Source organism: Citrobacter farmeri, from assembly GCF_019048065.1.
Taxonomy (GTDB): Bacteria; Pseudomonadota; Gammaproteobacteria; order Enterobacterales; family Enterobacteriaceae; genus Citrobacter_A; species Citrobacter_A farmeri.
On record NZ_CP077291.1, the window covers coordinates 4,787,130 to 4,808,310 of the forward strand.

Annotated in this window: 21 protein-coding genes and 1 other annotated feature; of the genes, 7 read left to right on the plus strand and 14 right to left on the minus strand. The window is 53.9% G+C overall.

The window, feature by feature from the left end; translation table 11 throughout:
• Positions 1-2 precede the first annotated feature (2 nt).
• From I6L53_RS22620 to ibpA, 3 genes are all read right to left on the minus strand, one after another.
• Positions 3-1,664 carry a putative transporter gene (locus I6L53_RS22620; protein WP_042323501.1) on the minus strand — a complete coding sequence of 554 codons (1,662 nt, stop codon included), beginning with the start codon at positions 1,662-1,664 and terminating at the stop codon, positions 3-5.
• 263 nt (positions 1,665-1,927) lie between these two features.
• Complete coding sequence (gene ibpB, locus I6L53_RS22625; protein WP_042323616.1) at positions 1,928-2,356, minus strand: small heat shock chaperone IbpB; 429 nt, start codon at positions 2,354-2,356, stop codon at positions 1,928-1,930.
• A gap of 110 nt (positions 2,357-2,466) precedes the next feature.
• Positions 2,467-2,880, minus strand: coding sequence for a small heat shock chaperone IbpA (ibpA, locus tag I6L53_RS22630; RefSeq protein WP_006687722.1), 414 nt, complete (start codon positions 2,878-2,880; stop codon positions 2,467-2,469).
• Positions 2,874-2,948: a sequence feature (ROSE (Repression Of Heat Shock gene Expression) occurs in the 5'-region of heat shock genes and acts as an RNA thermometer to modulate expression.), on the minus strand. It overlaps the preceding gene by 7 nt.
• 241 nt (positions 2,949-3,189) lie before the next feature.
• On the opposite strand from ibpA, the gene I6L53_RS22635 reads away from it, so the two are divergent.
• On the plus strand, positions 3,190-3,522 hold the full coding sequence (locus tag I6L53_RS22635) for a YceK/YidQ family lipoprotein (protein WP_042323504.1): 333 nt from the start codon (positions 3,190-3,192) through the stop codon (positions 3,520-3,522).
• Here the strand turns inward: I6L53_RS22635 and I6L53_RS22640 are convergent, their stop codons facing one another.
• Positions 3,523-4,749, minus strand: a complete 1,227-nt coding sequence (locus tag I6L53_RS22640; RefSeq protein WP_042323505.1) for a YidR family protein — start codon at positions 4,747-4,749, stop codon at positions 3,523-3,525. It lies immediately after the preceding gene.
• A gap of 99 nt (positions 4,750-4,848) precedes the next feature.
• Between I6L53_RS22640 and cbrA the strand changes: the two genes are divergently transcribed.
• The gene (gene cbrA / locus I6L53_RS22645) at positions 4,849-5,955 is read left to right on the plus strand and encodes a colicin M resistance lipid reductase CbrA (RefSeq protein WP_042323508.1); all 1,107 of its coding nucleotides are present in this window, start codon (positions 4,849-4,851) and stop codon (positions 5,953-5,955) included.
• On the opposite strand, the gene I6L53_RS22650 is transcribed toward cbrA, so the two are convergent.
• The 10 genes from I6L53_RS22650 to dnaA all read right to left on the minus strand — a co-directional run bounded on the left by I6L53_RS22650 (position 5,952) and on the right by dnaA (position 18,087).
• Positions 5,952-7,289 carry an MFS transporter gene (locus I6L53_RS22650; RefSeq protein ID WP_072015746.1) on the minus strand — a complete coding sequence of 446 codons (1,338 nt, stop codon included), beginning with the start codon at positions 7,287-7,289 and terminating at the stop codon, positions 5,952-5,954. The genes cbrA and I6L53_RS22650 overlap by 4 nt on opposite strands.
• Positions 7,290-7,470: 181 nt before the next feature.
• Positions 7,471-8,619, minus strand: coding sequence for a galactonate dehydratase (gene dgoD / locus I6L53_RS22655; RefSeq protein WP_042323511.1), 1,149 nt, complete (start codon positions 8,617-8,619; stop codon positions 7,471-7,473).
• Complete coding sequence (locus tag I6L53_RS22660; protein WP_042323513.1) at positions 8,616-9,233, minus strand: 2-dehydro-3-deoxy-6-phosphogalactonate aldolase; 618 nt, start codon at positions 9,231-9,233, stop codon at positions 8,616-8,618. The genes dgoD and I6L53_RS22660 overlap by 4 nt, the downstream gene beginning before the upstream one ends.
• Positions 9,217-10,095, minus strand: coding sequence for a 2-dehydro-3-deoxygalactonokinase (locus tag I6L53_RS22665; protein WP_042323514.1), 879 nt, complete (start codon positions 10,093-10,095; stop codon positions 9,217-9,219). The genes I6L53_RS22660 and I6L53_RS22665 overlap by 17 nt, the downstream gene beginning before the upstream one ends.
• Positions 10,092-10,781, minus strand: coding sequence for a D-galactonate utilization transcriptional regulator DgoR (gene dgoR / locus I6L53_RS22670; protein ID WP_042323516.1), 690 nt, complete (start codon positions 10,779-10,781; stop codon positions 10,092-10,094). The genes I6L53_RS22665 and dgoR overlap by 4 nt, the downstream gene beginning before the upstream one ends.
• 248 nt (positions 10,782-11,029) lie before the next feature.
• Positions 11,030-11,842, minus strand: a complete 813-nt coding sequence (gene yidA / locus I6L53_RS22675; RefSeq protein WP_042323517.1) for a sugar-phosphatase — start codon at positions 11,840-11,842, stop codon at positions 11,030-11,032.
• Positions 11,843-12,056: 214 nt separating this feature from the next.
• A complete protein-coding gene (gyrB, locus tag I6L53_RS22680) occupies positions 12,057-14,471 on the minus strand; it encodes a DNA topoisomerase (ATP-hydrolyzing) subunit B (protein ID WP_042323518.1) in 2,415 nt (804 codons plus the stop codon).
• A gap of 28 nt (positions 14,472-14,499) precedes the next feature.
• Positions 14,500-15,573 carry a DNA replication/repair protein RecF gene (gene recF / locus I6L53_RS22685; RefSeq protein WP_042323519.1) on the minus strand — a complete coding sequence of 358 codons (1,074 nt, stop codon included), beginning with the start codon at positions 15,571-15,573 and terminating at the stop codon, positions 14,500-14,502.
• Positions 15,573-16,673 carry a DNA polymerase III subunit beta gene (dnaN, locus tag I6L53_RS22690; protein ID WP_042323521.1) on the minus strand — a complete coding sequence of 367 codons (1,101 nt, stop codon included), beginning with the start codon at positions 16,671-16,673 and terminating at the stop codon, positions 15,573-15,575. Before dnaN ends, recF begins: the two co-directional genes overlap by 1 nt.
• A 4-nt stretch (positions 16,674-16,677) precedes the next feature.
• On the minus strand, positions 16,678-18,087 hold the full coding sequence (gene dnaA / locus I6L53_RS22695; protein ID WP_042323523.1) for a chromosomal replication initiator protein DnaA: 1,410 nt from the start codon (positions 18,085-18,087) through the stop codon (positions 16,678-16,680).
• Positions 18,088-18,384: 297 nt separating this feature from the next.
• On the opposite strand from dnaA, the gene I6L53_RS23860 reads away from it, so the two are divergent.
• From I6L53_RS23860 to yidC, 5 genes are all read left to right on the plus strand, one after another.
• The gene (locus I6L53_RS23860) at positions 18,385-18,465 is read left to right on the plus strand and encodes a hypothetical protein (protein ID WP_419762346.1); all 81 of its coding nucleotides are present in this window, start codon (positions 18,385-18,387) and stop codon (positions 18,463-18,465) included.
• A 228-nt stretch (positions 18,466-18,693) separates the two neighbouring features.
• Complete coding sequence (gene rpmH / locus I6L53_RS22700; RefSeq protein ID WP_000831330.1) at positions 18,694-18,834, plus strand: 50S ribosomal protein L34; 141 nt, start codon at positions 18,694-18,696, stop codon at positions 18,832-18,834.
• 16 nt (positions 18,835-18,850) lie between these two features.
• The gene (rnpA, locus tag I6L53_RS22705; protein ID WP_042323525.1) at positions 18,851-19,210 is read left to right on the plus strand and encodes a ribonuclease P protein component; all 360 of its coding nucleotides are present in this window, start codon (positions 18,851-18,853) and stop codon (positions 19,208-19,210) included.
• Positions 19,174-19,431, plus strand: a complete 258-nt coding sequence (gene yidD / locus I6L53_RS22710) for a membrane protein insertion efficiency factor YidD (protein WP_001307474.1) — start codon at positions 19,174-19,176, stop codon at positions 19,429-19,431. Before rnpA ends, yidD begins: the two co-directional genes overlap by 37 nt.
• A gap of 2 nt (positions 19,432-19,433) precedes the next feature.
• Entirely contained in the window at positions 19,434-21,080 is a 1,647-nt protein-coding gene (gene yidC / locus I6L53_RS22715) for a membrane protein insertase YidC (RefSeq protein ID WP_042323526.1), read from the plus strand.
• Positions 21,081-21,181 lie beyond the last annotated feature (101 nt).

Below are 21,181 nucleotides of genomic sequence, written 5' to 3' on the forward strand. Positions count from 1 at the left end.
GGTTAGCCGAGTCCCCAGAAAATCACCGCCAGCAATTGCGGGGTGATAATGCGCAGGAACATTACCAGCGGATACACCGTCGCATATGACAGCGCCGCCGCACCGCTGGTGGCATGCAGGTTGTTGGCGAACGCCAGCGCCGGCGGATCGGTCATCGAACCAGCCAACATCCCGCACAGCGTCAGGTAGTTCATTTTGGCAAAAATACGTGCCAGTAAACCGACGGTGATAAGCGGGATAGCGGTAATAAAAATACCGTAGCCCACCCAGCTCAAACCGTCGCCCTTCGTCAGCGTATCGATAAAGTCACCGCCCGATTTCAGCCCCACCACCGCAAGGAACAGCACAATCCCCAGTTCACGTAGCGCAAGGTTCGCACTCGGCGGCATAAACCAGTACAGCTTACCAATGCTGCCAATACGCCCCAGAATCAATGCCATAATCAGCGGCCCGCCCGCCAGGCCTAGTTTTAATGCTACCGGGAAGCCGGGAACAAAGAGCGGAATTGACCCCAACAGCACACCCAGACCGATGCCAATGAACACCGGCAGCATCTGTACCTGTTGCAGTTTTTGCTGGGCGTTACCGACAACATTGGCAACGGCATCAATCGAGGTCGGTCGCCCCACCAGATTGAGGATGTCACCAAATTGCAGACTGGCATCACTGCTGGCTACCAGTTCAACACCCGCACGGTTTAGGCGCGAGATCACCACGTCATAACGCTCTTTAAAGTGCAAATCGCGGATGCGTTTGCCGAGCACTTTTTCGTTGGTCACCACGACACGTTCAACGCGCAAATCGGTCCCCCGGGTCGACAGTGAGGTATCTACCTCCTGACCAATCACCAGTCGTGCGTTATGCAGATCGCCAGGCTGCCCAACCAGGTGCAGCAAATCACCCAGTTGAATCACGGTTCCTGGCGACGGCACCATCAGCGTCTCCTCACGTTTCAGGCGTGAGCAGATAATTTTATCGCTGTTGAGGATCGGCACATCCTGAATCGCCATATTATTCAGGTTTGGGTTCTCAACGCGGATATTGATGGTCTGAATCAACGAATGCCCGTTAGTGAGCGTCGATTCATGCTGCCGCGCTTCCGCTTCCACATTGACGCGGAATATCATGCGCATCAGCCACATGGTCAGCAAAATACCGCAAATCCCAAACGGATACGCCATGGCGTAGCTCATCCCCATCTGGTCCACCAGCTCCATTGGTGTACCCAGATCGCGCAGGATTTGTTGTCCGGCACCCAGCGCTGGGGTATTGGTGACCGCACCGGAGAATATCCCCAGCACCACCGGCAGCGGAATGGCAAAAATTTTATGCAGAATTGCGGTGACCAGCCCACCCATGATGACGATCAAAATCGCAAACAGATTGAGACGCAGGCCAGAAACCCGCAACGAGGCGAAGAACCCCGGTCCCACCTGAATCCCAATGGTGTAGACAAAAAGAATCAGGCCAAATTCCTGGATGAAGTGCAGCATATCGCCGCTCAGCGTCACTCCAGCCTGATCGACGAAGTGACCGACGATGATACCGCCGAACAACACGCCGCCGATGCCAAAGCCGACACCCCGCACCTTGATATTGCCGATCCATAATCCGACAACCGCCACCAACGCCAGAACGCTGACCGTCAATGCTATATCACTCATTTTTTTGTTCCCTGTGAATAACATTTCTATTTAAGTGGATTATGACTGAACCGTTCAGGCATATATGCAGGGTGGCGCACATTCTGATGCTGAAACGACGCTAAAGCGCCCTTATGATGGGCGTTTCCACCTCTTTTTCCTCATCGCAAACTGAAGTTGCTGAATGCTTTCTTCAGGTAATGGCATCACTCCCTACATCCGGGGCTGTCTTCGCGCACAAAAAAGCCCCGTCATTTCTGGCGGGGCAAAGGCAAGGAGCTAAATTAGCTATTTAATGCAGGACGTTCGCTAATGGCAATGCGTTGTGGAGCCACTGCTTCCGGGACGTTACGGGTTAAATCGATATGCAACAACCCGTTAGTAAACGTCGCTCCGGAAACCTCCATATTTTCAGCCAGCGTAAAGCTCAGGCTGAACGACTGGGTGACCAGTCCCTGATGCAACCACTTGGTTTCTTTTTCAGGCTGCTGCGGCGCGCCCTTAACGGTCAGGCGGGTGCCTTCCAGTTGAATATCCAGATCTTCCTGACGGAAACCAGCCAGCGCAAGCGTAATGCGATAGTGATTATCGTCGCTTTTTTCAATGTTATAGGGTGGGAAGCTCTGGCTTTCGCCGGTGTTTTGTAACGCGGTGGCCAGTTTGTCAAAACCGATCCATTGACGCAGCAGTGGGGATAAATCGTAGTTACGCATAATCATAATCTCCTTCTAAGAAGCGAGTGATATCTGCAAATCCGTAGATTCGCATCGGCTCCCTGTCGGCAAGCCTGGGATAACAGGCCGCGTAGCGCGGCCCGACAGAATTAATTGATTTCGATACGGCGCGGTTTGTTCGCTTCCGGAATCACACGCTCGAGATCGATGTACAGCAGACCATTGACCAGATTCGCGCCGCGAACATGGATGTTCTCAGCTAACTGGAACTTACGCTCAAAGTTGCGTTCCGCGATGCCCTGGTAAAGGTAAGTCCGTTCTTTTTGCTCGTCCGCATGCGCACCTTTCACCACCAGCAGGTTATCCTGCGCGGTGATTTCCAGCTCGCTCTCCGCGAAACCGGCAACGGCAATAGCAATGCGGTAATGATTTTCGTCTACCAGCTCAACGTTGTACGGAGGGTAGCCGCCATTACTCTGGCTCTGGTTATTTTCCAGCAGATTAAACAGACGGTCGAAACCAATAGCAGAACGGTATAGCGGGGATAAATCAAAGTTACGCATAATCAATAGCTCCTGAAATCAGCGAGAATGTCATTGACCTTCCATCATGGACAGGCCGGGTAGTCAGAACACCCATCAGGCGTGTTCTTCATTTGCCTACACCATCAAAATGGGTCTGATTGCGAACTTTTCAAGCATCCCTGACTGACTTTTTTTACAGTTTGCTGTCTATTGCATAGACTGGGTGGAAGCGCACTAAACGTTAAAGTGCGATAGCCGCCACAATGCGACGTGATGAGGATGTTATTTCTGGCAAGGGATCGTTATAACTCATCGTGCAAACACCGATGATCAACAGATGAATAAATCATGATAAGAAATGTGTTGTTAACGCTGATGATGTGCAGTGGGATGGTTTTACTGAGTGGTTGCTCCAGCGTAATGTCACATACCGGTGGTAAAGAGGGAACTTATCCTGGCACCCGCGCCAGCGCCGCTATGATAGGAGATGACGAAACAAACTGGGGTACTAAATCGCTGGCCATACTGGATATGCCCTTTACTGCGGTAATGGACACGCTCCTGTTGCCGTGGGATCTGTTCCGCAAAGATAATTCGGTCAGATCGCGTGTCGAAAGAAGCGAGGAGAGAACACAGGTAACCAACTCCGTCATCCCTCCTGCGAAAATGCCGGCTCCCTGATTACCGCCCGGTTTCTGTCATCCACAGCTGACGGAAACCATCTACCTCTTCCATCCACGCCACGAACTGACCGTCTGGCGAAAATACCACGGCATCCGCAGAGGGTGGATTGCCGTGATTCTGGGTTAAAAAGATAATGTCGCCGCTGTGGACATCACAGCAGGCGATACGGTTATCCAGCACAAATCCCAGCCATTTCCCCGACGGGTGCCAGTTAAACGCGGATTGAATGCCCGTGGCATGATGCGTCAACTGGCGAGGCTCGCCTCCCTGGGCCGGGATCAGCCAAAGTTGCACAATCCCCACGTCATCGCGCATCAGGAACGCAATCTCTGTTGCCTGCGGATTGCTGCGCACCCAATGGCGCGGAACCGTCGCCAGCCCGGGAAAGCGGCGTGCATGGGTAAACGTCAGCCGACGCTGGACAACACCGCGCGGCGGTGAGGGCAAGGTTGCGTCGGTGCCTTCCAGAGGGGCCTCTCCTGGCGTTTTCCAGCCCTCCTCATCCTGCGGCAGTTCTACCAGAAACAGCTCAGGCACTTTCTCACCATTGACGGAAAGCGTATCACCGATAAACGCCAGCGCATGATTTCCCACCCAGCCCTCTTCATAGGCACGAGTGATTTCATCGCTGCCCGGCGTGGGGTCAGGCGTTGTCTGGCTGACCAGTACGCACCAGTGACTACCGCTGTATTCACGCGGGTGCTGCGCGGATACCGCCACCGGTCCATAAGGCACCGCGACGCCAACGTTGCGTAAATCCAGTGCCAAATCACGTTCATGCATCACATGGTCGTTATAGGTAAAGCTGACAAACTCGCCGTCAGGGCTGAAAACATGAACATGACTGCCGCCGCGCAGTGCACCCGGCGTGTAGGGAGAAGTGATATCCATCGCGTCCAGATTTGTCACCTGTCCCTGTTCGGCAATCACGCCACGACGATGATGAAAGTCGTATTGCCACGTCGCGTCCGGGTTTTCAGGCCCATGAATAAACACATATTTCTCCGCCTGCGGATGCACTGTTACCACACCGACGTGCGCTCCCTGCGTTGCGCGATAAATCACCTCCCCCTCACCGGTATGGACATTCACCCGTTCAATGGTCTCGCCGGTAAAAGAAGCCCCTGACGGACGGACGTCAAAAACCAGCCAGTGGCTGTCAGGCGTCCAGGTCCGGGTATTGGTAAGCTGATGATTACGCGGCGTAAAGGTGACTTGCTTCATGGGATGCTCGGGTCAAGGACAATTTCATCAATCATACTTCACAAGGACTTCACTTTCAGGCTTTAGCGTAGTGCCAACTTCATTTTTGTGGATAAAGAGATGGAACATTTCGACGTAGCGATTATCGGTCTCGGCCCGGCCGGCGCAGCGCTGGCGCGTAAACTAAGCGGCAAGATGCGTGTGCTTGCGCTGGATAAAAAACGGCAGTGCGGCAACGAGGGGTTTACAAAACCCTGTGGCGGTTTACTGGCGCCGGACGCACAGCGTTCGTTCATCCGCGACGGGATCACGCTACCGGTGGATGTCATTGCCAACCCGCAGATTTTCAGCGTCAAAACGGTGGATGCCGACGCATCGCTGAAGCGCAATTACCAGCGCAGCTACATCAATATTAATCGTCATGCCTTTGATTTATGGATGAAATCATTGATCCCGGATGAGGTACAGGTGTACCACGACAGCCTGTGTCGAAAAATCTGGCGAGAAGAGGGGAAGTGGCACGTGATTTTTCGCGCCGACGGTTGGGAACAGCAGATTACCGCCCGCTATCTGGTGGGTGCCGACGGGGCAAACTCGTTGGTGCGTCGCTATCTTTATCCGGACCATCAGATTCGCAAATATGTCGCCATCCAGCAGTGGTTCGCGGAAAGTCATCCGGTCCCGTTTTACGCCTGTATTTTCGATAACGCCGCAACGGACTGCTACTCCTGGAGTATCAGCAAAGACGGCTATTTCATCTTTGGCGGCGCGTATCCGATGAAGGATGGCCAGGCGCGCTTCGAGGCGCTGAAAGAGAAAATGACTGCGTTTCAATTCCGCTTCGGCACGCCGGTAAAAAGCGAGAAATGTACCGTACTCTTCCCGTCGCGCTGGGCGGATTTCGTCTGCGGCGAAGAGAACGCGTTTCTGATTGGCGAGGCAGCCGGATTTATCAGCGCCAGTTCACTGGAAGGAATTAGCTACGCCCTGGATAGTGCGGAGATCCTCAGGTCCGTACTGATGAAGGATGCGCCGGATATTAACCGCGCTTACCGGAAAGCCACCCGCAAATTGCGCTGCAAGCTATATGGCAAAATCCTGAAGAGTCGCTGTTTGACGGCGCCCGTATTGCGAAACGCGATTATGCGAAGCGGCATCGCGCATATCCCACTTAGCCAGGATGACCAGCCCACCGCAACGTCTGGCGGGCTGGTAAAGGAGTATTAGCCCACGCGTTTTACATCGCCCACCAGCAGGATGTAAGAGAGAGCGCCAATCAGGGCAACCACGGAGATGTAGACCAGCGCAGGGCCAAATCCATAGTCTTGCGCAAGGTAGCCAATCACCAGCGGAACGGTGATCCCACCCAGTCCACCGACAAAGTTAAACACGCCTCCTGTCAGGCCGATAAGACGCATTGGTGCCAGCGAAGAGACCAGAGACCAGGTGATGGAAGCAAACCCGTTGCCGAAGAACGCTATCGCCATCAGGGTCATAATCCACACCGGATCGTTAGTGTAGTTTGCGCCCATAATGCAGGTAGAGATTAACAGGCCGCAGATAATCGGTGTTTTACGCGCCACGCCAAGCGAGAAGCCTTTTTTCACCAACTTATCCGCCAGCCATCCGGAAAGCAGCACGCCAAAGAATGCGGCCAGAAACGGAACGGTGGTCATAAAGCCCGCCTTCAGCGCGGTAATGCCTTTTTCCTGCGTCAGGTAATTCGGGAACCACGTCAGGAAGAACCACAGCGTAGAGGTGACAGCAAACTGGCCCAGATAAACGCCCACCAGCTTCCGGTGGAACACGAGCTTCCAGTCTGCTTTAGTCAGAGGCTGACGCGCCTCTTTCTTAACAGGCGCATCGCCATCCACCAGACCGCCGCCGTCACGAATATAGTCCAGTTCCGCTTTAGTGATACTTTTGGTTAAACGGGGCGGCTGATACACCTTAAACCAGACAAGCGACCAGACAATGCCGATTCCCCCGGTGACAATGAACACCCAGTGCCAGCTCAGCATCTCCTGAATCCAGATCAGCAGCGGAGTCAGGAATGCCAGACCGACAAATTGTCCTGAAGTATAAAAACCGACGGCGGAAGCGCGCTCATGTTCAGGGAACCAGCTCGTCACCATCCTGTTGTTGGTCGGGAAGGCTGGCGCTTCAAAAATCCCGGTAATCGCGCGCAGACCAATCAGCGACATCAACCCGGTGGCGAAACCCTGGAAGAGGGTTGCCACCGACCAGCCAAATATGGCGATGAAGTAGGTCAGGCGCGAGCCAACACGGTCAAGGAACCAGCCCCCCGGAATCTGGCATAGCGTATACAGCCAGGCAAAAGCCGAGAAGACGTAACCCATTTCCGCTTTCGTAATGCCAAACTCTTCCTGAATATGTGCCGACGCCACCGCGAGATTGGCGCGGTCGACATAACAGATGACCACGGTAATAAAGATCATAACCAGCGTCAGGTAACGGCGACGACCGGTTTTTGCAGCAGTAACTGGAATATCCATCGCAATCTGTCTCCAGATTTTGGGCATAGCGAAGCCGCTCACCATGCCCTGTCATTTACAGAGGGTGTTTGTTTTATTTTTAAAATAAAAAAATTACGCTAATGCGCTAAATAATTCGTGCTGGGGGAAGGCGGCAAGTTTTCGCATCCCCGGGAGCATACAAAAGTATGTGACCGGGGTAAGAAAACGCAGCCAACGCACCACCAGCGCGAAGTATGACGCGCATTTACCACTCCGCTACACTGCCGTCTTCATGACGCCACAGCGGATTACGCCAGTCCGGCGCATTTTTACTCAGCTCAATGACTTTGGCCTCATCAATATCCACGCCAAGTCCCGGCCTCATCAACGGTTTGAAGAACCCGCCTTCCATGTTGAAATCATCTTTGTTTTTCACAAAGTCGAGCAGCTCCGCGCCCTTGTTATAGTGAATGCCCATGCTCTGTTCCTGGAACACCGCATTGCGCGAAACAAAGTCGACGTGCAGACACGCAGCCAGCGCGATCGGCCCCAGCGGACAGTGCGGAGCCAGCGCCACATCATAGGCTTCCGCCATCGCCGCAATTTTGTAGCACTCGGTGATACCGCCCGCATGTGACAGATCCGGCTGCAAAATCGCCAGTCCGCCTGCTTCCAGTACCCGTTTAAACTCAAAGCGCGAGAACATACGTTCACCCGCCGCGATCGGAATATGCGTCTGTTCCGCCAGTTTCGGATAGTACTCCGCCTGTTCTGCCAGCACCGGCTCTTCAATAAACAGCGGACGATAAGGCTCCAGCTCTTTAATCAACACTTTTGCCATTGGCGCGCTAACGCGGCCGTGGAAATCCAGACCAAACTCAATCTCATTGCCAAAGGCTTCGCGGATCTGCGCCACGGTGTTCACTGCACGATCGACCGCTCGCGAGTTATCAATCACTCCCATCTCTTCGCAGCCATTGAGCTTAAAGGTGTCAAAGCCGATATTGCGCAGTTGCTTAATGCCGTCGATCACTTCCGCAGGACGATCGCCGCCAACCCAGCTGTAGGCTTTGATTTTGTCGCGCACCAGACCCCCCATCAGCTGCCAGACCGGGGCATTCAGCACTTTACCTTTGATGTCCCACAGCGCCTGGTCGATACCGGCGATAGCGCTCATCATAATCGGGCCACCGCGATAGAAGCCTGCGCGGTACATCACCTGCCACAAATCGTTAATACGCGCCGGATCCTGACCAATCAGGTAATCACCCAGTTCATGTACCGCCGCTTCGACGGTACGCGCACGGCCTTCAATCACCGGCTCGCCCCAGCCGACGACGCCTTCGTCGGTTTCAATTTTCAGGAACATCCAACGCGGAGGTAAACGGTACGTGGTGAGTTTGGTTATTTTCATTTCACAGCCTCTCGATATGCCTTAACAAATGCCGCCGCCTGCTGCGCGGTACGCGCTACGGACTGTCCGGCGCGATACAGATCGCTGCCCAGCCCCGCGCCTGCACACCCGGCGTTCATCCACTGCGCCAGATTATCTGGCGTTACGCCGCCCACGGCGAAGACTGGAACGCTGGCGGGCAATACCGCTTTCAGCGCGTTGATATAGTCCGGACCAAATGCCGATGACGGGAAAATTTTCAGCGCCTGTGCGCCAGCGTCCAGCGCGGTAAAGGCTTCTGTGGCGGTGGCGCATCCGGGGCAAACCGTCATGCCGTACCCCACCGCACGGCGAATGACCTCTGCATTGATATTCGGCGTCACAATGAGCCGACAGCCCATCTTCGCCAGGCGGTCCACCTGCTCCGGTTGCAGCACCGTCCCGGCGCCGATCAGCGCTTTATCGCCATACGCATCCACCACGGCCGGAATACTTTTTTCCCATTCGGGGGAGTTAAGCGGGATCTCTACCGCGTCAAATCCGGCGTCAATCACAGCGCCAACGTGTGCGATCGCCTCCTCGGGAGTAATACCGCGCAAAATCGCGATAAGCGGAAGATTAGTTTGCCACTGCATGGACGATGCTCCTTATACCTGCCTGAAATGCCGTATCGCCGGACACTGCGGAGACATTGCGCCCAATGGCGTGGAATGCCTGCTGGTAGCGTGACGTCAGCGCTGCGCCAGCGACGAGGGTGATGGACTGCGACCCGGCGAATTGTTCACTCATGCTGGCGACTTCTGCGCCAATCAACAGGCCGGAGAGAAATTCGCTGACCTGCTCGCGCGGGAGATGACCCAGCACGTGAGAGGCGCGGACCTCAAAAAGTTGCGGCAAAACGGCAGCGGCGTGGATCCCACGATCAAGTCCAGCAGTAAATGCGGCTGAAGAAGCCTGCTGCTCCGGCAAACCAGCGCCCACCAGCGAGTGTTGCAGCAGCAAATGGTGTAATTCGCCGGTCATCGCGGTGCAGAAATCGTGAATTTGCTCAGCATCCGTTTGTACCCATTTGCTGTGCGTCCCGGGCATGACATAGACAGGAGAAGGAGAGAGCGTGCGTGCGCCGAGAAGCTGTGTCTCTTCACCACGCATCACATTGTGGTTGTCGTCGCGTGAAACGCACAAGCCGGGAACGATCCAGACATTGTCGTCAACGGCTGTTAACTGCTCGCCAATGGCAGAGAAATGGGCAGGAACCGGCAGATAAGGAGCAATCTTCCAGCCGACGTTGCTACCCACCATCCCTGCCATTACCACCGGTGTGGCGCTGTTGCGCCAGTCCTGTGTGACCTCTGCTAACACCGCTTCGGGGGATTTCCCGTTCAGGCGCGTAACGCCTGCTTCTGAGTACCTGCTTTCCAGGCATTTGTCGCCCTGGTATAACCAGGCGCGCAAATTGGTCGATCCCCAGTCAATAGCGATGTAGCGAGCTGTCATGTGATTTCCTTCAACCTTCGTGTTGAGCTGGCGATCATGGTCAGGGCCGCCTGCTCTGCCGCATTGCTATCCTGATGCCGTATTGCATCGAATAGCGCCTTATGTTCCTGGAGCGTTTTTGGCATGTTGGCTTCATCGCCCATCCAGGTCCGTTCAAATACCGCCCGCTGAAGCGAGGTGATCGCCACGCTCAACTGCTGTAAAACCGGGTTATGCACCGACTGCAATACCGCCTCGTGATAACGGATATCCGCTTCATTAAAAGCTTCCCGGTCCTGGTTGTTGGCGATCATGTCATTGAGCGCCGATTCAATTTCAGCCAAATCACTCGAGGTTGCGCGTTCCGCTGCCCAGCGAGCAATGGCGGGCTCCACCAGGTTTCGTACTTCACTCATCGCGCTGATAAGCCGCGGGTCGTAGTCGTTTTCCAGTACCCATTGCAGCACGTCGGTATCGAGGTAATTCCACTGATTCCGCGGTGTTACAAAAGCACCGCGATAACGTTTCATCTCTATCAGCCGCTTCGCCATTAACGAGCGAAACACTTCGCGAATGATGTTGCGTGAGGTTTCAAACTCCTCACACAGCTCCGCTTCCGCGGGGAGCGCCGCCCCGGGTACGTATTTACCGCTGACAATCTGTTTACCCAGCGTGATCACGATGCGATCGGTTTTATTGAGAGTCATGGAGAGTCCTTTTGCTCTGGAAGGTCCTCTCTACTTTATCGTTATTGCTGAAAACCGCCTCACTTTTGTAGTACTAACGTGACGCCATTCATCGTTGCCATGCGCACAATGTAGTACAACATAAACATGTTGTACTACAATTTAGATCACAAAAACGACAATCGGTAATAAAAATGTTATGAGGCGTAAACCGCGGGGATAAAAAAACCCGCGATCAACGCGGGTTATGGCAAACCGACCGGGAGAAATTATTTCAGGACGTGCTGCTCAATGGCATACGCAACACCATCTTCCAGATTTGATTTAGTGACAAAGTTAGCGATCTCTTTTACCGAGGGGATGGCGTTATCCATAGCCACACCAAGACCGGCATACTCAATCATCGCGATATCGTTCTCCTGATCGCCAATCGCCATAATCTCTTCCGGTTTGATACCCAGCGCATCAGCCAGCGATTTCACGCCGGTACCTTTATTGACGCGTTTGTCGAGGATTTCGAGGAAGTACGGCGCACTTTTCAGCACGGTATACTTTTCTTTCACTTCCGCCGGAATACGGGCGATGGCCCGATCGAGGATCGCAGGCTCATCAATCATCATCACTTTCAGGAACTGAGTTTCTGGATCCATCTTCTCAGCTTCACAGAACACCAGAGGAATGGTCGCGACATAGGATTCATGCACGGTGTAGTAGCTGATATCACGGTTCGCAGTATAGAGCGTGGTACGATCCAGCGCGTGGAAGTGCGAGCCCACTTCACGGGACAGTTTTTCCAGGAACAGATAGTCATCGTAGCTCAGCGCGGTTTGCGCGACGGTACTGCCATCGCCCGCTTTCTGCACCAGCGCACCGTTGTAGGTAATGCAGTAATCGCCGGGCTGTTCCATATGCAGTTCTTTCAGATAGCTGTGCACGCCAGCATACGGGCGCCCAGTGGTCAGCACCACATTAACCCCTTTTTCACGGGCTGCGGCAATCGCACGTTTAACCGCCGGTGAAATGGTGTGATCGGGCAGCAGAAGAGTGCCATCCATATCGATAGCAATGAGTTTGATAGCCATGAATTCCCCGCATGAAATGAGTCCTGACTCATGCTAACGCGATTCCGCTCAAAAAACAGTAAAAGAGTCGGGGATAAAGGGGGATAGGAAGGGGAATCAAGATTCCCCTTTTGACGATCGATTGTAGGCCTGATAAGCAACGCGCCATCAGGCGTAACGCAGAATCTTGCCGGATGGCGGCGTAAAACCGCCTTATCCGGCCTACGGGCGTGGATTAAATATCGATATTTGCCGCTTTCAGGGCGTTCTCTTCGATGAAGGCACGACGCGGTTCAACGGCGTCGCCCATCAGCGTGGTGAACAGCTGGTCGGCAGCAATCGCATCCTTCACGGTAACGCGCAGCATACGACGGCTTTCCGGATCCATGGTAGTTTCCCACAGCTGATCCGGGTTCATCTCGCCCAGACCTTTATAACGCTGGATCGCAAGGCCGCGACGAGACTCTTTCACCAGCCAGTCCAGCGCCTGCTCAAAGCTGGCAACCGGTTGACGACGTTCGCCACGTTCAATAAACGCATCGTCTTCGATCAGGCCACGCAGTTTCTCGCCCAATGTGCAAATACGACGGTATTCCGCACCGGTCACAAACTCGTGATCCAATGCGTAGTCGGTGTCCACGCCATGGGTACGCACACGAACGATCGGCTCAAACAGATTCTGTTCCGTATTGTGCTGAATATCGAACTTCCACAGGCTGCCGTGCTGTTCTTTCTCGTTCAGCTCGGTAATCAGCGCATTCACCCAACGGGTCACGGTCTGCTCGTCAGACAGATTGGCTTCAGTCAGCGTTGGCTGATAAACCAGCTCTTTCAACAGCGCTTTCGGGAAACGACGCTCCATACGACCAATCATTTTCTGCGTTGCGTTGTACTCAGAAACCAGTTTTTCTAACGCTTCACCCGACAGCGCCGGCGCACTGGCGTTGGTGTGTAACGTTGCGCCATCCAGCGCGATGGAGATCTGGTACTGGTCCATCGCTTCATCGTCTTTAATGTACTGTTCCTGCTTGCCTTTTTTCACCTTGTACAACGGTGGCTGGGCAATGTACACGTGGCCGCGTTCAACGATTTCCGGCATCTGACGATAGAAGAAGGTCAACAGCAGCGTACGAATGTGCGAGCCATCGACGTCCGCATCGGTCATGATGATGATGCTGTGATAGCGCAGTTTGTCCGGGTTGTACTCGTCGCGACCGATACCGCAGCCGAGCGCGGTGATAAGCGTCGCCACTTCCTGGGAAGAGAGCATCTTGTCGAAGCGCGCTTTCTCTACGTTAAGGATTTTACCCTTCAGCGGTAGAATCGCCTGGTTCTTACGGTTACGCCCCTGTTTTGCAGAGCCGCCCGCGGAGTCCCCTTCCACAAGGTACAGTTCAGACAGCGCCGGGTCGCGTTCCTGGCAGTCCGCCAGCTTGCCCGGCAGACCCGCCAGATCCAGCGCCCCTTTACGACGAGTCATTTCACGCGCGCGACGCGCCGCTTCACGGGCACGAGCCGCATCAATGATTTTGCCGACCACGATTTTGGCGTCGGATGGGTTTTCCAGCAGATATTCGCTCAGCAGTTCGTTCATCTGCTGTTCTACCGCTGATTTCACCTCAGAGGAGACCAGCTTATCTTTGGTCTGGGAGGAGAATTTCGGATCCGGCACCTTCACAGATACCACGGCAATCAGGCCTTCACGGGCGTCATCACCGGTGGCGCTGACTTTCGCCTTTTTGCTGTAGCCTTCTTTGTCCATGTAGGCGTTCAGGGTACGGGTCATCGCCGCACGGAAGCCGGCAAGGTGCGTACCGCCATCACGCTGAGGAATGTTGTTGGTAAAGCAGTAGATGTTTTCCTGGAAACCGTCGTTCCACTGCAGTGCCACTTCCACGCCGATACCGTCTTTTTCGGTCGAGAAATAGAAGATATTCGGGTGGATCGGCGTTTTGTTCTTATTCAGATACTCTACGAACGCCCTGATACCGCCTTCATAGTGGAAATGATCTTCTTTACCATCGCGCTTGTCTTTCAGGCGAATGGAAACGCCAGAGTTCAGGAACGACAGCTCGCGCAGACGCTTCGCCAGAATCTCGTATTCGAACTCAGTGACGTTAGTAAAGGTTTCATGGCTCGGCCAGAAACGCACCATCGTACCGGTTTTATCGGTATCGCCGGTTACCGCCAGCGGTGCCTGCGGGACGCCGTGCTCGTAGATCTGACGGTGGACTTTGTTATCGCGCTGGATAACCAGTTCCAGTTTCTGCGACAGGGCGTTTACTACGGAGACACCCACGCCATGCAAACCACCGGACACTTTATAGGAGTTATCGTCGAATTTACCGCCTGCGTGCAGAACGGTCATGATGACTTCCGCCGCCGATACCCCCTCTTCCGGGTGAATACCGGTCGGGATACCGCGTCCATCATCCTGTACGGAGACAGAGTTGTCAGCATGGATCGTGACAATAATGTCTTTACAGTGACCCGCGAGCGCTTCGTCGATAGCGTTATCTACCACCTCGAATACCATGTGGTGCAGACCGGTGCCGTCATCCGTATCGCCGATATACATACCCGGGCGCTTACGCACCGCATCCAGTCCTTTCAGGACTTTGATACTGGAGGAGTCATAAGAATTCGACATCAACGTTTCTCGCTCATTTAAACTTGGGTTAATCCGTTATTTTACCCTTTTCCACGGTGAACATCTTCGAATTTTTGTCCGACATGTCCAGAACGTGTTCAGCGCTGATTGCGCTGACAAAGACTTGAGATTGTGTCGCTTTTAATCGACTGGCCAGCAGTCCGCGACGCTCATCATCAAGTTCAGAGGCAAAATCATCTATCAGGTAGAGACACCGTCGTCCGCTCTCACGGGTGAGGAACTCTCCTTGCGCCAGACGTAAGGCGCACATTAGCAGTTTTAACTGCCCACGCGACAAGGTATCTTCCACTGGCGCGCCGTCGGCGCGTATGCGGAAATCCGCTTTATGCGGGCCATGCGCGGTGTAGGTCAACATGCGGTCGCGTTCAAAACCGCGCTCCAGCACCTCAGCATAATCCGTCTCTTTCTCCCAGCCGCGCTGAAAAGAGAAAGAGAGAGAAAATTCAGGAAGAAACTGCTGGCAGGTATCCGCCATATCCTGTGCGATACCGGCGCTGTACTCCGCGCGCCAGGTGCTGATTTGTTCCGCCAGCGGGATCAATTCTTTATCCCACGGACGCAATTGCTCGTAACGACTCACCTGGCGCAGCGCCGCATTGCGCTGCTTGAGCAGGCGCTTGAGGTTGCTCCAGGCGGTGAAAAATCCGGCTTCATTGTGAAAGCATCCCCAATCGAGGAACGCTCTTCTGTATTTGGGGCCACCGTTGAGTAAAGTAAACCCCTCGGGGGTAATCAGTTGCATCGGCATCAACAGCGCCAGTTCTGCCACCTTGTGGCCGTCGGTACCGTCAATACGTACTTTGCTGTCGCCCAGCTTATCTTTGGTCAACCCAATCGACGTCTCACGCTCTTCGCCCTGCAGCCGCCCGTGAAGCACGAACGACTCCTGTTCGTGGCGAATAACGCGACCAATCTGCAAACTGCGAAACGCCCGGCCGTGGCCGAGCGTATAGATAGCTTCCAGAACGCTGGTTTTACCGCTGCCGTTAGCGCCAACCAGAAAGTTAAAGCCGGGGGATAAAGCGAGATCCGCGTTTTCGATATTGCGGAAATCGCGGATCAACAGGCGGGTCAGCGACATTACAGTCTCATTGGCATGACAACATAGGCAGCCGACTGCGACGCCGCATCTTCGATTTGTACGCTCGACACGGAGTCGGTCAGCATGATGCGCACGTTTTCGCACTTCAATGCATTCAGGACATCCAGCACATAGCTAACGTTAAAGCCGATCTCCATTTCGGTCCCCGGATAGGTGACGTCCAGAATCTCTTCAGCTTCTTCCTGCTCCGGGTTGTTAGCGGTGATTTTGAGCTGATTTTCACTCACATACAGACGCACGCCGCGGAATTTCTCGTTAGAGAGGATCGCCGCGCGAGCAAAAGCCTGCTTGAGGATATCGCAGCCGGCTTCCAGATGTTTATCCGGATTCTTCGGCAATACGCGACGGTAATCCGGGAAGCGACCGTCCACCAGCTTAGACGTAAAGATAAAGTCGCCGACGTGCGCGCGGATATTGTTGCTGCCAATCTGCACGCGCAGCGGATTATCGCCGCCATCAAGCATACGCATCAGTTCAATAACGCCTTTACGCGGCACGATCACAGAATGGCTGGGCAGCGACTGGCCAATAGGCATAGAGCAGACCGCCAGACGGTGACCATCGGTCGCCACAGTACGCAATTCTTCGCCTTCAGTCTCAAACAGCATGCCGTTTAAGTAGTAACGCACGTCCTGATGCGCCATAGAGAATTGAGTGGCTTCAATCAGACGCTTCATCGTCGCCTGCGGCAGGGTGAATTCTACCTCGCTCTGCCAGTCATCCAGATTCGGGAAGTCGGCGGCAGGCAGCGTGGAAAGCGAAAAACGGCTGCGACCTGAACGCACCAGCATGCGTTCGCCTTCCAACTGAACGGCGATTTCCGCCCCTTCCGGTAAGCCACGGCAGATATCAAAGAACTTCCGCGCCGGGACGGTGGTCGCACCTGGCTCATGCGGCTGAATCAACGCAACGCGGGCCACCATTTCCATTTCAAGATCGGTACCCGTCAGCGAAAGCGCACCGTCAGCCACCTGCAGCAACAGGTTGCCAAGAATAGGCAGTGTAGGACGACCACCCAGTGGGCCGCTGACCTGCTGAAGCGGCTTTAATAAATGTTCACGTTCAACGGTAAATTTCATAGCGTCACGAAGATAATGTTCTGATTAAGTTTGAGAAATCTTCTTTAATATCATGGCTTTCTTCACGCAACTGCTCAATCTTGCGGCAGGCATGAAGCACCGTAGTGTGGTCTCGCCCACCAAACGCGTCGCCAATTTCCGGCAAACTGTGGTTAGTGAGTTCTTTCGCCAGCGCCATGGCCATCTGACGCGGACGTGCTACCGAGCGAGAACGACGCTTGGACAGCAAATCCGCAATTTTGATTTTGTAATACTCTGCCACCGTCTTCTGAATATTGTCGATGGTGACCAGTTTTTCCTGCAACGCCAGCAGATCGCGCAGCGCTTCGCGAACGAAGTCAATGGTAATCGCCCGACCCGTAAAGTTGGCGTTGGCAATCACACGGTTCAATGCCCCTTCCAGCTCACGCACGTTAGAGCGTAGTCGCTTAGCAATAAAGAAGGCCACTTCACCCGGCAGACGAATGTCGTTCTCGTCGGCTTTTTTCATCAGGATCGCCACGCGGGTTTCCAGTTCCGGCGGTTCGATCGCCACCGTCAACCCCCAGCCGAAGCGGGATTTCAGACGATCCTCAACACCGTTGATCTCTTTTGGATAGCGATCTGAGGTCAAAATGATCTGCTGATTGCCTTCGAGAAGGGCGTTAAAAGTGTGGAAAAACTCTTCCTGGGATCGTTCTTTATTGGCAAAGAACTGGATGTCATCGATGAGCAGGGCGTCGACGGAACGGTAGTAGCGTTTAAACTCTTCGATCGCGTTGTTTTGCAGGGCTTTTACCATGTCCTGTACAAAGCGCTCGGAGTGCATATACACCACTTTGGCATTGGGTTTGCGCGCCATAATGCCGTTCCCCACCGCGTGCAACAGGTGGGTTTTACCCAGACCGGTGCCACCATAAAGGAACAGCGGGTTATAGGCGCCGCCTGGGTTGTCCGCCACCTGTCGCGCCGCCGCGCGTGCTAACTGGTTAGATTTACCTTCAACGAAGTTATCAAACGTGTGTTTAACGTTAACGTTAGAGCGATAGGTCGGTTCTGCCGGCGCGGGCACATTATCCCAGCCAGGACGCGTCGCGACAGGCGCCGCACGCTGTGGCTGCACCTGGTGCGCCACCTGAGCCGGAGCGGCGACGTTGCTGTTCACAGGCGTCTTCAGCGTCTGACTGACGGGTTTCGTCCCGACCTCAAAACGCAGCTGCGGCGCATCTGCACCACAGAAGTTATTCAGCAGCCCATTGATATTGTTAAGGTACTTGTCTCTTACCCAATCGAGCACAAAACGGTTTGGCGCATACAAAGCCAGCGTGTTATCGCTCAGTTCCGCCTGCAAAGGGCGTATCCACATACTGAATTCTGTGGCTGGTAACTCATCCTGCAATCGGGCAAGACACTGCTGCCAAAGCGAAAGTGACACGGCGGACTCCACTCGAACAAAAGTCGATAAATGACAAAGGCTGAAACATTCATGATTGTTGACGCACGTCGACTAGACCCTATGCAAAGGGTGACGTGCGAATTGCTATCTGCAATTTTAACCCGATCAGGATCCTTTGAAACGATCGGGACCGCGGATCATAGCGTAAACTGAGCAAGAGATCTTCTGTTTCTCACAGATTCTTCCCGATTTATCCACAGGTCTTCACAGGACCGGATAAGTGTAAACGATCCTGGAGAAGTGCTGCACGATTTCGCCCGCATATTGGAAAAATTAATGAGTAAAGACGCTATACTGCTAAAACGATCTCATAAAGATCCCGAGCGATCCTTGCGCTTTGTACACCAGGCCGTATAATCTTTCCCCCGTCGCGAGATGCCCGTAACACGGTGTCTACGCTGCCTGTTTTTCACGCGAAAAGGTGCGGAAAAAGGCAGGGATTTAAGGAAAGAGAATTGACTCCGGAGTGTACAATTATTACAATCCGGCCTCTTTAATCACCCACGACTTCGGCGTCCGTCATTCGAAACGCATTCGGGCATCCGTAAAAGTCATGAATTTTTTCAAGTTTAGGTAGAAATCGCCATGAAACGCACTTTTCAACCGTCTGTACTGAAGCGCAACCGTTCTCACGGCTTCCGTGCTCGTATGGCTACTAAAAATGGTCGTCAGGTTCTGGCACGTCGTCGTGCTAAAGGCCGCGCTCGTCTGACCGTTTCCAAGTAATAAAGCTAACCCCTGAGTGGTTAAGCTCGCATTTCCCAGGGAGTTACGTTTGTTAACTCCCAGTCATTTCACATTCGTCTTCCAGCAGCCACAACGGGCTGGCACGCCGCAAATCACCATCCTCGGCCGCCTGAATTCGCTGGGGCATCCCCGTATCGGTCTTACCGTCGCCAAGAAAAACGTTCGACGCGCTCATGAACGCAATCGGATTAAACGTCTGACGCGTGAAAGCTTTCGTCTGCGTCAACACGAGTTGCCAGCAATGGACTTCGTGGTGGTGGCGAAAAAAGGGATTGCCGACCTCGATAACCGTGCTCTCTCGGAAGCGTTGGAAAAATTATGGCGCCGCCACTGTCGCCTGGCTCGCGGGTCCTGATAGCCCTAATTCGGGTCTATCAACGCCTGATCAGTCCGCTGCTTGGGCCGCATTGCCGTTTCACTCCAACATGTTCAAGCTACGGAATTGAGGCATTGCGCAGGTTTGGAGTGATAAAAGGCAGTTGGTTGACGGTGAAACGCGTATTAAAATGCCACCCTTTACACCCTGGTGGTGACGATCCCGTCCCGCCCGGACCATTTGATACCAGAGAACACTAACGATGGATTCGCAACGCAATCTTTTAGTCATCGCTTTGCTGTTCGTGTCTTTCATGATCTGGCAAGCCTGGGAGCAGGATAAAAATCCTCAACCTCAGACCCAACAGACCACGCAGACAACGACCACCGCAGCGGGTAGCGCCGCCGACCAGGGCGTACCGGCCAGTGGCCAGGGAAAACTGATTACGGTTAAGACTGATGTGCTTGATCTGACCATCAACACCCGTGGTGGTGATGTGGAACAGGCCCTGCTGCCAGCTTACCCGAAAGAACTCGGTTCCAGCGAACCGTTCCAACTGCTGGAAACTACGCCGCAGTTTATCTATCAGGCTCAGAGCGGTCTGACAGGTCGTGACGGCCCGGATAATCCGGCTAACGGCCCGCGTCCGCTGTACAACGTCGAAAAAGACGCCTTTGTACTGGCTGATGGTCAGAACGAGCTGCAGATCCCGATGACCTATACGGATGCCGCGGGTAATACCTTTACCAAAACGTTCGTTCTCAAACGTGGTGACTATGCGGTTAACGTGAACTACAGCGTGCAGAACGCCAGCGAGAAACCGCTGGAGATCTCCACCTTTGGTCAGCTGAAGCAATCCATCAATCTGCCGTCTCATCGTGACACCGGAAGCAGCAACTTCGCACTGCATACTTTCCGTGGCGCAGCGTACTCCACGCCAGATGAGAAGTATGAGAAATACAAGTTCGACACCATCGCGGATAACGAAAACCTGAACGTCAATGCGAAAGACGGTTGGGTCGCGATGCTGCAACAGTATTTTGCAACAGCATGGGTGCCACGTAACGACGGTACCAACAACTTCTACACCGCAAACCTGGGTAACGGCATTGCCGCTATCGGTTATAAATCTCAGCCGGTACTGGTTCAGCCTGGCCAGTCTGGTGCGATGACCAGCACCCTGTGGGTTGGCCCGGAAATTCAGGACAAAATGGCGGCTGTTGCACCGCACCTGGATCTGACCGTGGATTACGGTTGGTTATGGTTCATCTCTCAGCCGCTGTTCAAACTGCTGAAATGGATCCATAGCTTCGTCGGTAACTGGGGCTTCTCCATTATCATCATCACCTTTATCGTTCGTGGCATCATGTACCCGCTGACCAAAGCGCAGTACACCTCCATGGCGAAGATGCGTATGCTGCAGCCGAAGATTCAGGCAATGCGCGAGCGTCTGGGCGATGACAAACAGCGTCAGAGCCAGGAAATGATGGCCCTGTACAAGGCTGAGAAGGTTAACCCACTGGGTGGTTGTTTCCCGCTGATCATCCAGATGCCTATCTTCCTGGCGTTGTACTACATGCTGATGGGCTCCGTGGAACTGCGTCATGCGCCGTTTGCCTTGTGGATCCATGACTTATCTGCACAGGACCCGTACTACATCCTGCCGATCCTGATGGGCGTAACGATGTTCTTCATCCAGAAGATGTCGCCGACCACTGTGACCGACCCGATGCAGCAGAAGATCATGACCTTTATGCCAGTCATCTTCACGGTGTTCTTCCTGTGGTTCCCGTCAGGTCTGGTGCTGTACTATATCGTCAGCAACCTGGTCACCATTATTCAGCAGCAGCTGATTTACCGTGGTCTGGAGAAGCGTGGTTTGCATAGCCGCGAGAAGAAAAAATCCTGATTCGGTTGTAGGCCGGGTAAGCGAAGCGCCACCCGGCGGAAGGAACAGTAAAAAAAGGGCGGTCATCTGACCGCCTTTTTTACATTTACGAAGAGAACTAT